Raw genomic sequence first — 12,550 nt, 5'->3', positions numbered from 1 at the left:
CGAATGCCCGGTTTTGCTGACAAGTCAGAGAACCAGCGACACGAATTGCATGTGTTGGATCGTTATGTTGGAACGAGTTTGAGGGGATGATGAAGACTTCCATTATTACTGGCATCACCGGTCAGGACGGTGCCTACCTTGCGCAGATTCTGCTCGAGAAAGGCTACACCGTTTACGGCACCTATCGCCGCACGAGCTCGGTCAACTTCTGGCGCATCGAGGAACTCGGGATCGCCAAGCACCCGAACCTGCATCTGATCGAGTACGACCTGACCGACCTGTCCGCGAGCATTCGTCTGCTGCAGACCACGGGCGCGACGGAAGTCTACAACCTGGCCGCGCAGAGCTTCGTCGGCGTGTCATTCGACCAGCCGGTCACCACCGCGGAAATCACCGGGATCGGCCCGCTGAACCTGCTCGAGGCGATCCGCATCGTCAACCCGAAGATCCGCTTCTACCAGGCGAGCACGTCGGAGATGTTCGGCAAGGTGCAGGCGATTCCGCAGATCGAGTCGACGCCGTTCTATCCGCGCAGCCCGTATGGCGTGGCCAAGCTGTATGCGCACTGGATCACGGTGAACTATCGCGAGAGCTACGATATCTTCGGCTGCAGCGGGATCCTGTTCAACCACGAGTCGCCGCTGCGCGGTCGCGAATTCGTCACGCGCAAGATCACCGACTCCGTCGCGAAGATCAAGCTCGGCCAGCTCGACGTGCTCGAACTGGGCAACATGGACGCGAAGCGCGACTGGGGCTTCGCGAAGGAATACGTCGAAGGGATGTGGCGCATGCTGCAGGCCGACGAGCCGGACACCTACGTGCTGGCCACGAACCGGACCGAAACCGTGCGCGATTTCGTGCGCATGGCGTTCAAGGCGAGCGGCGTCGACCTCGAGTTCAAGGGCAGCGACGTGAATGAAACCGGCGTCGATGTCGCGACCGGCAAGACGCTGGTTCGCGTCAATCCGAAGTTCCATCGCCCGGCCGAGGTCGATCTGCTGATCGGCAATCCGGAGAAGGCGAAGCAGAAGCTCGGCTGGGAGCCGAAGACGACGCTCGAGGAGCTGTGCGCGATGATGGTCGAAGCGGATTTGCGTCGAAATGAACGCGGCTTCTCGTTCTGACGCCCCGCGCGCCCTGGTGACGGGGCTCGGCGGCTTTACCGGAGATTACCTCGCGCAGTCGCTGCGTGCGGCCGGCTATCGCGTGTTCGGCACCGCGCACGGCGCCGAAGCGACGGGCGCCGACATGTACCGCGTCGACTTGTGCGACCGCGCCGCGCTCGCGCAGGTCGTCGCGGACGTGCAGCCTGACGTGGTGGCGCATCTGGCCGCGATCGCATTCGTCGCGCATGGCGACGCCGATGCGATCTATCGCACCAACGTGGTCGGCACGCGCAACCTGCTGGAGGCGCTCGCGAACCTGGAGAACCGTCCGAAGGCGGTCCTGCTGGCGAGCAGCGCCAACATCTACGGTAACGCGGCGGTCGAGGTCATCGACGAATCGGTCGAACCGAATCCGGCGAACGACTACGCGGTCAGCAAGCTGGCGATGGAATACATGGCGCGTCTTTGGCGCGACAAGCTGCCGATCGTCGTTGCGCGTCCGTTCAACTACACGGGCGTCGGCCAGTCGCCGCAATTCCTGCTGCCGAAGATCGTCGGCCATTTCCAGCGCGGCGAGCGCGTGATCGAGCTCGGCAATATCGACGTCGAGCGCGATTTTTCCGACGTTCGGCGCGTGGTGGACGCCTATCGGCGCCTGCTTCAACTGGCGCCGGCCGGCGGCGTGTTCAACGTATGCTCGGGCCGGGCCGTATCGCTGAAGGCGGTGATCGCGATGATGGAACAGATCGCCGGCTATTCGATCGAGGTGCGCGTCAACCCGGCATTCGTGCGGGCGAACGAGGTACGCCGCTTGCAGGGTGACGGTGCGCGCTTGCAGGCCGCCGTCGGGCCGCTCGAGGACATTCCGCTGGAAAGCACCCTGCGCTGGATGTTTGGCGGAGGGCGGGGGTGAAAGTCGGTTTCGGCACGACCGCCCTCGCGCGCAGCAGCGCGCATGGCGGTGTCGACGGCATCGGGTCGTATACGCGTGAACTGGGGCGGGCGCTGCTGGCCCACGGCGGGGTCGACCTGGTTCCCGCTGGCTTCGGCGCGGTCGTCGGCAGCGATGCATTTCCGGGCGCCCGGCCGCCCGTGAATCTGGGCGGGCACGCGGTCGCGACGGTGCTGGGCGCCGTCACGCCGTGGTCCTGGGTCGACACGCAGGCGTTGCGCGCCGAGCGCGTCGACGTTTTCCACGCGACGGATCACTTGATTCCGAAGCTGTCGGGCACGCCGGTGATCGCGACGCTGATGGATGCGATCCCGCTGTCGCATCCTGAGTGGACGACGGTCCGCCTGGCTGCGCTGCGCCGCTGGCTGTTGCGGCGTTCCGGACATTGGGCCGATCATGTGATCACGATCTCCGATTATTCGAAGCGCGAAATCGTCGAGCATTTCGGCATCGCGCCCGACCGGATCTCGGTCGTTCCGCTGGGCGTGCATCCGCGCTTCTTCGAGCGGATCGACGCAGCCGAGCGGGCAGCAGTGCTGAAGCGGCTCGGCCTGCCCGACCAGTTCTTCCTGTGCGTCGGCACCTTGCAGCCGCGCAAGAACCTCGAGCGGGTGGTCGATGCCCACGCGAGCCTGCCGGCCGCACTGCGCCGCGACATCCCGCTGGTGATCGTCGGCCGCGCCGGGTGGGGCTGCGATCAGCTCGTCGCGCGCCTGGGCGCGGACGAAAGCGGCAGCGTGCGCTGGCTCCAGTATCTGCCCGACCACGACGTGCGCGCGCTGATGCAGTCGGCCAGCGCGCTCGTGTTCGCGTCGCTGTGCGAGGGTTTCGGGCTGCCGGTCGTCGAGGCGTTCGCGTCGGGGCTGCCGGTGATCGCATCGAATACGACGTCCGTTCCCGAAGTCGCGGGCGACGCGGCGATCCTGGTCGACCCCGCCAGCACCGGCGACATCGCCGACGGGATGCGCGTGATCGTCGAGCAGTCGGGCCGGGCCGCCGCGTTGCGCGAAGCCGGGCTTGCGCGTGCGCGCGAACTGAACTGGCCGGCCTGCGCGGCGCAGACCCTGGCCGTCTACGACACCGTCCTGCGCGGGACGCGTCGTTCATGAATGAATTTGCTGCGAGGAGTACCGCGTGAAGTTGGGGGTGGATATCACCTGGATGGTGGGCAACTACCGCGGCATGGGGCGGTTCGCCCGGCAACTGGTGGCGCCGGTCGGCGCATCGGTCCTGGGCCTTGCGCCGGACGGCGTGAACGCCGACGAATGGCGGTGCGTGAGCGGCGGCCGCGGTTTCTTCCCGTGGTGGGAGCAGGTCGAGCTGCCGCGCCTTTGCCGGGAACAGAAGCTCGACTACCTGCTGTGCCCGTACAACACCGGGCCGCTGCGATCGATCGGCAACACGCGGCTGATCGCGGTCGTTCACGACCTGATCTACATGAAGCCGTGGAGCGTGCTGCCGCCGGCAAGATCGCTGTACCAGACCGCCGGACGCGTCTATCGCCGGCACGTGGTGCCACGGCTCGCGCGCCGGGCGGACGTCGTGCTGACCGTTTCGCGATTCACGCAGCGTGAGCTGGTGGAGACGTTCGGACTGCGTGAGGCGGACGTGCAGGTCATTCCGTGCGCGATTTCGGACGACTGGTTCGCACCGCCGTTGAGTCGCGCGGAGCGCGCGCCGTACCTGTTTACGGTGGCGGGCGAGGTGCCGAGCAAGAACGTCGACCGGTTGCTGCAGGCTTTCGCGATCGCGCGGCCGGCGCTGGACGACGATGCGCGGCTCCGGATCGCCGGCATCAACGTCGAGCATCACGCGCATTTTCGCGAGCGGGCGAATGCACTCGGGCTCGCGCGCCACGTCGAACTGCTCGGCTACGTGTCGCGCGACGAACTGCGTGAGCAGTACCGGCGAGCGCGTGCCTTCGTGTTTGCTTCGCTGTTCGAAGGATTCGGAATTCCGCCGCTGGAAGCGATGGCGTCCGGCACGCCCGTCGCGTGCAGCAACACGACGTCGATCCCCGAGATCGTCGGTGCGTGCGGCCTGCAGTTCGATCCGTATTCGGTGGAAGACATGGCGGAGCAGATCCGCCAGGTATGGTGCGACGACACGCGCTTCGAGGTGGCGTTCGGCGACGGGATGGATCGCGCGCGCACCTTTTCGGAATCCGCTGTCCGTCCGAAGATCGAGGATTTCTGGGCGTGCCTGTCATGAGCGAAAACAAGAAGAAGCTGCTGGTGCTGACGCCCCGGTTTCCGTATCCGGTGATCGGCGGCGACAAGCTGCGGATCTATCACCTCTGCAGGATGCTGTCGCGCCATTACTCGCTGACGTTGCTGAGCCTGTGCGACAGTCAGGAAGACATGCATGCCGAAGTGCCGGCCGACGGCGTGTTCGACCGCGTCGAACGGGTCTTTCTGTCCAGGGCGCGTTCGTACGTCAATACGCTGCTCGCGCTGCCCACGCGCACGCCGCTGCAGGTGGCGTATTACCGCAGCCGCGCGTTTGCGGCGGCCGTGTCCCGGCTGCTGCCGTCGCATGACGGCGCGTTCGTGCACCTGGTGCGCTGCGCGGAGTACGTGCGCAAGTCGGACAAGCCGCGCGTGCTCGAAATGACCGACGCAATCTCGCTCAACTACAGCCGCGTCAAGCAACTCAGGAAAGCGCGGGGGCTGAAGTCGCGCGTGTTCGGCATCGAGGCGAAGCGCCTGCTCGACTACGAGCGCACGATCGTCGACGACTTCGACCTGTCGGTACTGGTGTCGAAGACCGATCGAGATTACCTGTTTCCCGGCGAGTCCGGCAAGCGGGTGATGGTGTGTTCGAACGGCGTGGATCTTTCCGGCCTGCCGTATGCGGCGCGCAGCATGGCGAGCCGCTTGCTGGTGTTCATCGGCGACATGCGCACGGTGCAGAACCAGGACATGTGCCACTACTTCGCCGAAGCGGTGCTGCCGTTGCTGCGCCGGCGCGCCGACTATCGCTTCCGGATCGTCGGCTCCATTGCCCCCGCGCTGGCCGAGCAATTCCGCGCGTACGACGGCGTCGAGGTGACCGGCCGCGTCGAATCGGTCGCGCAGGCCGCGGCCGACGGCGCGATCGGCGTGTGCCCGATGCGGATCGGCGCCGGCGTGCAGAACAAGATCCTCGAATACATGGCGCTCGGGCTGCCGGTCGTCACGACGTCGCTGGGGCACGAAGGGCTGGGTGCGAAAAGCGGGGAGGACCTGCTGATCGCCGATACACCCGAGGCGTTCGTCGAACGCATCGAGTGGCTCGTTGCGCATCCGTCGGAAGCGGTGGAGATGGCCGGTCACGCGCGGCAGTTCGTCGAGCGCGAACATGGCTGGGTCGAGATGACCCGCGCGCTGGTCGAGCGGGTGGACGCTCTGCTGGCCGCCGGCCCGGGGCGTTGATCGAGCGCTGACGGAGGGCGGCGGCGAGTCGGTGCGACGTCTGTTGCCCGGCGAACACCGGTATATTCCTTCCCGTATCGTCGAGCGCGAGCCGGGCATCATGCATTGCGCACCGCCGTGGAGGCGAAATCCGTGGTGTGCGACTGGTAGATCGGGATGCCGTCAATTTTCAGGAAATGCGAACGATGCCGGCGCCGAATGTTTTATCCATCGTTTCGGGTGCGAAGGGTTTATTAATCCCGATGAAATAAAGGTGTAATTTGGATGGCTGTCGCAGGAAGGTCGTCATATCCTGCGTACGTATTCTTACGATGTAGTCTTCATGATTTCCACATTACAATAGCGGTGGATCAATGCTGGATCGGGTAGATTGACGGAGGATGTTGGCACATGATTTATGGATACTTGGCTCTGGTTTTTAGCAGTATTGCCAGCGCTGCCGCAAGCGTGCTTTTGAAGCTGGCCGCCGATTTGCCACCTGATAGTGCGCGGTTTCTCCAACTACTCGGGGGAACGGGGTTGAAGGCAGTTGCGGTTTTGTGCTACGGCGTTGGTTTCGTTTTTTATTCTTTGTCGTTGAAATCAATTCAACTGCAGATTGCTTATCCAATTATGGTCGGCGTCACCATACTGCTGCTGTTCGTGTATGGTGTTGTGCTGTCCCAGTCGGTTGCGATGACATCCATGCTGGGAGCGGCATTCGTCTGTTTGGGTATATTTATCATGTCGGTCAAGTAAAATAACGCATACTGGCTGATTGTTGTTGTCGGTGTCTACGGGGAATTCCAATGCTGTCTTCCAAGAAGTTTTTCTGGATATCTCTGTTTCTTGTTGGATTATTTTCGGGGGTTAGTCTTGGTAATATAAAACCAGGAATCACCGGAGACGGACTCGAATATACCCTCATGAGCCAAGCTATCTTGGATCACGGTGGTGCCAATGTAACGCCTCACGATTTCCATGAAGTGCAATTGTACAAAGGGGATGCCGGGACCAATGTTCCGGAGATTTCGAGTCACAGGACGGTATCCACTTCCCCGCCATTTTTTAGGGATACGGGAGGGCGTTACTATTCTTACCATTTCTGGTTTTATTCTTTATTCGTAGCCCCATTTCTTTTTCTGGTTAAATTGTTCGGAGTTGCAACGCCGTGGGCCTTCGTCTCCACTAACTTGATTTTTGCCCTAGTCGCGTCCTACTCGATTTGTGTGTGGCGTGGGGTTAGTAGAGAAAAAAGGGTGCTCCTGCTGACCTTGTTTTGGAGCTGTGGAACGATACCTTACATCAGGTGGACGCATCCGGAGGTTTTCTCCGCATCATTCCTTGTTATATCGATGGTGCTGGCGCACAGTCGGCGATACATACTGTCAGCGATTGCCGCAGCAATGGTCGCGCAACAGAATCCACCGGCTTTGTTTTTGGTGGCTGCGTTGCTAGTTATTGATTTTCATGCAAGCTACGCTCAAACGGGGTCCGTTGTGCCCCCTGTCAGAAAGATGGTGCAGTGGCTCGTGTGTATCGCAGTGGCGTTTTTCTCTACTGCATTTTTCTATATTCATTTTAAGACTGGTAGTCTTATTGCAAATTCAGGATTCGCAAAGGCCGAACTAATATCAATTGGTAGGCTGTGGTCTTTTTATTTTGATCCCAATCAAGGTGTGATCGTATTGCTTTGGCCACTGCTAGCTATAGTCCCGGCAATGGTCGTGTGCGACGTTGTGGAGAGAAGGGGGGGGATCAAACGTTATGTTCTCGCAGGGGCACTGATAGGCGCGTCCCTGATGCTGGCCGTGCCGTCCCTTTCTACGACCAATTTCAATTCCGGGGCGTCGTTCATTCTCCGATATGCGTATTGGGCAAGTATTCCACTGCTATTTGCTGTTGTGGCGTTGTGTTCAAAGGGGACCGGATCCAGAGTGGTCACTTATCTGGCGGTGACGATTTTCGCTGTCGCGAACTTGGCGTGCTATCGAGGAACGTGGCCAAGCTACGTCTACTACACGCCGATCACTGAAAAAATCATGGATGTATTCCCCGGTGCATACAATCCCATTCCTGAGATTTTCGTGGAGAGAGGGCAGCATCTCGACGGTGCAATGAATGTCGGTAATATTTATTATTATTCGACGAATAATGGTGTTAGAAAAATCCTGTTGAATGGGAAGTATAGGGATATATCAGAATTTAAATGCTCGAATGGACGGCTGGCGCGGGATTATATCGATTCGACCTCTCCTGTCGAACAGGGATGGATCTATTTCAACCTTGCGCGTGGTTGTTCGACATTGTTCGGGAAGCGTGGAATCTATGAAGTGCCTCCAGCTGTCGGACACAGCGATTCATTGTTTTTTTTCGACAGCGCCAACGGCAAACTCTATCTGGGTTCAGGATGGTCTAACTCGGAGTCCTGGGGTACGTGGTCCGATGCTCGTGAGGCTTTCGTTATCTTGCCTTTGAAGGGCAACAACGTCCGCGAAATCTCTCTGGAGGCCAATGCACTTGTGAACGCCCGGCACTGGGAGCAAATGGTCGACGTTTCCATGAACGGCGTGGATGCCGGATCGATTACGCTGAATGCTGCCTCGAACAATCACTTCGATATTCGCATCCCTGAAAAAGCCTTGTCCGGGATTGGGCAGTCGAAAATACTCAGACTGGATTTCGGGTTCCATGACGCCATCAGCCCGAAGGAACTCGGAATCAACGGTGATGAGCGTATGCTGGCCATCGGGTTGATATCGCTGACCATCCGGTGACGACGAGGCGGGGTCGACCGGCCCTGTTGAAGCGCGCAGGGTGTTTGGGTCTCAAGAGGCCTGCCAGCACCTGATGAACGGGTGCTGGCGCATCGCGATCGGCGTGGGTCCGGAATGTCGAGCCCTTGTCGTCGATATCAGGGGGCCGACTGTCTTCAGATGGCAGCCCAGAAGACCAGGCCGCACAGTCCGACCACGACGAGACTCAATCTGTCGCGAACGGCGAAGATGATGGGATCGTCGTGCATGTGCCCGCGGTGCGTGATGATCCAGGTGCGGCTGACCCAGTAGAGCAGCAAGGGGCAGGCCAGCCAGATCAGTTGAGGGTGATGATAGAGGTGTGCGGTCCTCGGGTCTTGGATGTACAGCGCCAGCACCAGCACGGACAGATACCCCGATGCACAGCCCAGCGACGAAATCATTTCGAGATCGCCCGAAACATAGCCACGACCGCGAGATTGATTCAGCCCGCGCTTTTTTACCGAGAGCAGCTCTGCATAGCGTTTGACGAGCGCCAGGCTGAGAAAGATGAACATCGAGAAGGCCAGTAGCCAGAACGTCAGGTGCACCGCGATCGCGGTGGTGCCCGCAATGATACGTACCGTATACAGCAACGCGAGCACGACGACGTCGACCATCACCAGCCGTTTCAATACCGTCGAGTAGGCGAGGGTCAGTGCGTAGTAGCCCAGCAAGACGGCCGCGAAACGCCAGGGCAATGCGATCCAGGCCAGCGCGAACGCACCGGTGAGCAGGACAGGAAAGGCCGCAAGTCCGTGCGCGAGCGGTAGCGCGCCGGAAGCAAGCGCCCGTCGGCACTTGGTCGGATGGTGGCGGTCGTCTTCAAGGTCGAGCAGGTCGTTGAGCAGATAGACGCTCGACGCACAAAGTCCGAAGACCACGAACGCCAGCGCCGCATTGAAGACCAGGTGCGGCGACGTCAGCATGTGTCCGGCAAGGAGCGGAACAAAGATCAGCAGGTTTTTCAACCACTGATGCATGCGCAGGGATTTGGCCCAGGTCTTCAGGACCGGCGGGCGGGATTCAAAGACACGTTCGACGTTGCCGGCTTTTTCCGCCGCGCGCTTGACGGTAGTCGGGGCGTTGACGACATACGCTCGTGCGGCCGCCTGCCAGACGGGGAGGTCATCACGGGAGTTGCCCGCGTAGTCGAAGCCTCGCTCGCCGAATCTGGCCACGAGCTTGTCTTTTTTCCGGTGCGAAGACAGATTGATCTGGTCGTCGCTCGCCAGGACTTCATCGAACAGTTCGAGATACTGGGCAATCGCCTGTGCATATTTTTCGTGGCTTGCAGTCGCAAGCACGATCGTGCGTCCGTTCGCTCGCTCTTCCTTGAGCCACGCGACGATCTGCTGGTCGTACGGCAGTACGCGGACGTCGAGTTCGGTTTCGGCCGCCAGTTTCGACTTGAGCGCAGGCTTCCCGCCCTGGAGTAACCACTTGAACGGAGCGAGGCAGCGAAGAGGGGACGTCTTCAGGTGAGAAAAGCCCGATTCGATCAGGATATCGGAGCGAAGCAAGGTCCCATCGAGGTCAACAACGAGCGGTCTGCTGATCATATGTAATTTCTGCTGGAGGCGAGTCGAATCTAACAGCATCAACAGATGGCTGAAACGGTTTTCGAAACATTCTTGCCGGACCTGGCCAGACCCGGTTTGCGAGAATTGAAGAAACGGGAAGACTGGATGATCGCTGCCGATTCGGGATTGATTGCGGACAGGGAAAGCGAGTTTTTCGTCTTCCAGGTCGGGCAGCTTTTTCTCGCGAAACCCGGGGCATCAGCGCGATGGATGCCGGTAGAGATCCTGCTGATCGGCAGTGTTTCGATTGCAATGGCGGGGGAAATCAATAAGTCAGGAGAAACGATATTGTTTTTAATAGATTCCCTGATTGACTGGTGCTCCCCGGTTGCATCCAATGTGGGTCCCATAGATCCGCTTTATCTTTGTCAGTCGCCAGTGAGCATGGCTTCGCCGGTCAGACTGGCATATCCCGAAGCGGGCGCTATCATGCAGGAAAAAGCGTGATATTTCAACCTCTTGCGTGCGTGTCGAATGTGTGTTGCGGTGAATTTGGGATAGTGCCCGGAGGGCCGCGCGAGGGGCGCGCATCACCAGTTTTGCTCCCCGGGCGAGGATGCCGAAACGTGACCGAACTGCCACGATCGAAACCCGGTACCTAAACGGTATACTGCGGGTCTATTAGGCATTCGAACATCATTCCTGTATCGAATGAGCATGGGTGTCCGCCGAGCGTGTCGCGCGCCGCGTCCATGCTGCTTTCTCAACCGCTTTGCCTGGAAACATCGCCGATGCATGTCGTGGTAACGGGGGCGAACGGCTTCGTGGGCCGCGTCCTCTGCCGTACCCTGGTCGAGAACGGTCATCGGGTGACCGGCCTCGTGCGCCGCGCCGGCACCGCGCCGGCCGGCGTCGACGAGTGGGTGTACACCGGCCCCGAATTCGCCGATATCGACACGCAGTGGCCAGCCTCGGCCTGTGATGCCGACTGCGTCGTGCACCTCGCCGCACGCGTGCACGTGATGAACGACGCCGCTGCCGATCCGGACGCCGCGTTTCGCGCGATGAACGTCGATGGCACGCTGCGCGTGGCCGCCGCCGCGCACCGGCATGGCGTACGTCGCATCGTGTTCGTGAGCAGCATCAAGGCCATCGCCGAAACCGACGGCGGCCAGCCGCTGCGAGAGGATACGCCGGCTCGCCCTGACGATCCGTACGGCCGTTCCAAGCGCGATGCCGAAGTGCGGCTTCGGCAATTCGGCGACGATACCGGCCTCGAGACGGTGATCGTCCGGCCGCCGCTGGTATACGGCCCCGAGGTCCGCGCGAACTTCCTGAAAATGATGGACGCCGTATTGCGCGGCGTGCCGCTGCCGCTCGGTGCAATCACCGCACGCCGCAGCATCGTCTACGTCGACAACCTCGCCGACGCGCTGCTGCAATGCGCAATCGATCCGCGCGCCGCTGGCGAATGCTTCCACGTCGCCGACGACGACGCGCCGTCGGTCGCCGGCCTGCTGCGCATGGTCGGCGACGCGCTCGGCCGGCCGGCAAGGCTCTTTCCGGTCCCGCTCGCCGCGCTGCGGCTCGCCGGCCGGCTGACCGGCCGCCGCGCCGCGATCGACCGCCTGACCGGCAGCCTGCAGCTCGATACGAGCCGCATCCGGCGCGTGCTCGGCTGGCATCCTCCCCATACGACCCGACAGGGTCTCGAGGCGACCGCCGCATGGTATCGTTCGCGCGATACCCAGAACTAAACGACATGTCTTTCCCGATCTCCACGTGGCCGGCCGCGCTCGCGCTGGCCCTGGCCGCGGCCGTCGCATCGACGGCCATCCTGCGCGTGCTGCTTGCGACCGGTCTCGCATGGCGGCTGGCCACCGACATTCCAAACGATCGTTCGCTCCATACGCTGCCGACGCCGCGCGTGGGCGGGTGGGGCATCGTGCCCGTGTGCGTCGTCGCGCTGCTGGCGCTCGCGCCGCGGCTGGGGCTGATCGCGGCAGCGGCGGCGGGGCTTGCGGCGCTGTCCCAGATCGACGACCGGCGCGGGCTGCCGGCGCGCGTGCGGTTCTCGGCGCACCTCGCGGCGGTCGTGGCGCTGGTCGCCGTCTATCCCGCCGCCGCGCCGTGGTGGCTGCTGGCCGGCGTGGGCTTCGTGATGGTCTGGCTGACGAACCTGTACAACTTCATGGACGGCGCGGATGGTCTCGCGGGCGGGATGGCGCTGTTCGGCTTCGGCGGCTATGCGGTCGCGGCACTGGGCGGCGCGAATCCGTCGCCCGACCTGGTCGTGGCCGGCGCGGCTGCCGCCGGCGCGGCGCTCGGCTTTCTTCTGCTGAATTTCCATCCGGCGCGGCTGTTTCTCGGCGACGCCGGCTCGATTCCGCTCGGCTTTCTCGCCGGCGCGCTCGGCTACTGGGGCTGGCGCACGAATGTGTGGCCCATCTGGTTTCCGGCGCTGGTGTTCTCGCCCTTTATCGCAGACGCATCTGTAACACTTTTGAGACGTCTGTTACGCGGAGAAAAGTTCTGGCAAGCGCACCGCGAGCATTATTATCAAAGGATGGTGCGATCGGGGGTTGGCCACCGTCGTACCGCTCTTTATTGGTACCTCATCATGCTCGCAGGCATAATCGTCGCCGTGTGGGCAAAGGGCCGCCCTGAACTGCAGCAATGGCTGTCGTTCGTCGCTTGGTACGGCGTCCTGGCATGTCTCGGAGTCGTGGTCGACATGCGTTGGCGCCGGTTTCAGTCGGCCGCCAAAAACAACTCGTGAGGT

At 61.6% G+C, this 12,550-nt stretch carries 11 protein-coding genes; 10 read left to right on the top strand and 1 reads right to left on the bottom strand.

The annotated features are described in order from the left end of the window. The first annotated feature begins 89 nt into the window (after positions 1 to 89). From gmd to J7024_RS10580, 7 genes are all read left to right on the top strand, one after another. Positions 90 to 1,124, top strand: a complete 1,035-nt coding sequence (gmd, locus tag J7024_RS10610) for a GDP-mannose 4,6-dehydratase (protein ID WP_124828089.1) — start codon at positions 90 to 92, stop codon at positions 1,122 to 1,124. Beyond that, positions 1,102 to 2,019 carry an NAD-dependent epimerase/dehydratase family protein gene (locus tag J7024_RS10605; protein WP_096503411.1) on the top strand — a complete coding sequence of 306 codons (918 nt, stop codon included), beginning with the start codon at positions 1,102 to 1,104 and terminating at the stop codon, positions 2,017 to 2,019. The genes gmd and J7024_RS10605 overlap by 23 nt, the downstream gene beginning before the upstream one ends. Continuing rightward, a complete protein-coding gene (locus tag J7024_RS10600) occupies positions 2,016 to 3,167 on the top strand; it encodes a glycosyltransferase family 4 protein (RefSeq protein WP_234745024.1) in 1,152 nt (383 codons plus the stop codon). The genes J7024_RS10605 and J7024_RS10600 overlap by 4 nt, the downstream gene beginning before the upstream one ends. Before the next feature lie 37 nt (positions 3,168 to 3,204). Beyond that, positions 3,205 to 4,269, top strand: coding sequence for a glycosyltransferase family 4 protein (locus J7024_RS10595; protein WP_234745023.1), 1,065 nt, complete (start codon positions 3,205 to 3,207; stop codon positions 4,267 to 4,269). Then, positions 4,266 to 5,471: a glycosyltransferase gene (locus J7024_RS10590; RefSeq protein ID WP_175751266.1), complete on the top strand. Its 1,206-nt coding sequence runs from the start codon at positions 4,266 to 4,268 to the stop codon at positions 5,469 to 5,471. The genes J7024_RS10595 and J7024_RS10590 overlap by 4 nt, the downstream gene beginning before the upstream one ends. 390 nt (positions 5,472 to 5,861) lie before the next feature. Next, positions 5,862 to 6,209, top strand: a complete 348-nt coding sequence (locus J7024_RS10585) for a hypothetical protein (RefSeq protein ID WP_234745022.1) — start codon at positions 5,862 to 5,864, stop codon at positions 6,207 to 6,209. Between the two features lie 50 nt (positions 6,210 to 6,259). Then, positions 6,260 to 8,227, top strand: coding sequence for a hypothetical protein (locus J7024_RS10580; RefSeq protein ID WP_175796560.1), 1,968 nt, complete (start codon positions 6,260 to 6,262; stop codon positions 8,225 to 8,227). A 155-nt stretch (positions 8,228 to 8,382) separates the two neighbouring features. Here J7024_RS10580 and J7024_RS10575 read toward each other — a convergent pair whose 3' ends face one another. Next, positions 8,383 to 9,807 carry a UbiA family prenyltransferase gene (locus J7024_RS10575; protein ID WP_175796559.1) on the bottom strand — a complete coding sequence of 475 codons (1,425 nt, stop codon included), beginning with the start codon at positions 9,805 to 9,807 and terminating at the stop codon, positions 8,383 to 8,385. Positions 9,808 to 9,852: 45 nt separating this feature from the next. On the opposite strand from J7024_RS10575, the gene J7024_RS10570 reads away from it, so the two are divergent. The 3 genes from J7024_RS10570 to J7024_RS10560 all read left to right on the top strand — a co-directional run bounded on the left by J7024_RS10570 (position 9,853) and on the right by J7024_RS10560 (position 12,547). Next, positions 9,853 to 10,275, top strand: coding sequence for a hypothetical protein (locus J7024_RS10570; protein ID WP_175796558.1), 423 nt, complete (start codon positions 9,853 to 9,855; stop codon positions 10,273 to 10,275). A gap of 284 nt (positions 10,276 to 10,559) precedes the next feature. Further along, positions 10,560 to 11,525 carry a UDP-glucose 4-epimerase family protein gene (locus tag J7024_RS10565; RefSeq protein ID WP_175796557.1) on the top strand — a complete coding sequence of 322 codons (966 nt, stop codon included), beginning with the start codon at positions 10,560 to 10,562 and terminating at the stop codon, positions 11,523 to 11,525. Continuing rightward, positions 11,495 to 12,547, top strand: coding sequence for an MraY family glycosyltransferase (locus tag J7024_RS10560; protein WP_175796556.1), 1,053 nt, complete (start codon positions 11,495 to 11,497; stop codon positions 12,545 to 12,547). Before J7024_RS10565 ends, J7024_RS10560 begins: the two co-directional genes overlap by 31 nt. Positions 12,548 to 12,550 lie beyond the last annotated feature (3 nt).

Source organism: Burkholderia sp. WTPI3 (assembly GCF_021483755.1).
Classification (GTDB): domain Bacteria; phylum Pseudomonadota; class Gammaproteobacteria; order Burkholderiales; family Burkholderiaceae; genus Burkholderia.
This window is presented reverse-complemented; position numbering and strand designations above follow the sequence as displayed.

Coding starts and splice junctions, on each gene's coding strand:
- gmd (WP_124828089.1), top strand. CDS start 90: ATGAAGACTTCCATTATTACTGGCATCACCGGTCAGGACGGTGCCTAC.
- J7024_RS10605 (WP_096503411.1), top strand. CDS start 1,102: ATGAACGCGGCTTCTCGTTCTGACGCCCCGCGCGCCCTGGTGACGGGG.
- J7024_RS10590 (WP_175751266.1), top strand. CDS start 4,266: ATGAGCGAAAACAAGAAGAAGCTGCTGGTGCTGACGCCCCGGTTTCCG.
- J7024_RS10585 (WP_234745022.1), top strand. CDS start 5,862: ATGATTTATGGATACTTGGCTCTGGTTTTTAGCAGTATTGCCAGCGCT.
- J7024_RS10580 (WP_175796560.1), top strand. CDS start 6,260: ATGCTGTCTTCCAAGAAGTTTTTCTGGATATCTCTGTTTCTTGTTGGA.
- J7024_RS10575 (WP_175796559.1), bottom strand. CDS start 9,807: ATGATCAGCAGACCGCTCGTTGTTGACCTCGATGGGACCTTGCTTCGC.
- J7024_RS10570 (WP_175796558.1), top strand. CDS start 9,853: ATGGCTGAAACGGTTTTCGAAACATTCTTGCCGGACCTGGCCAGACCC.
- J7024_RS10565 (WP_175796557.1), top strand. CDS start 10,560: ATGCATGTCGTGGTAACGGGGGCGAACGGCTTCGTGGGCCGCGTCCTC.
- J7024_RS10560 (WP_175796556.1), top strand. CDS start 11,495: ATGGTATCGTTCGCGCGATACCCAGAACTAAACGACATGTCTTTCCCG.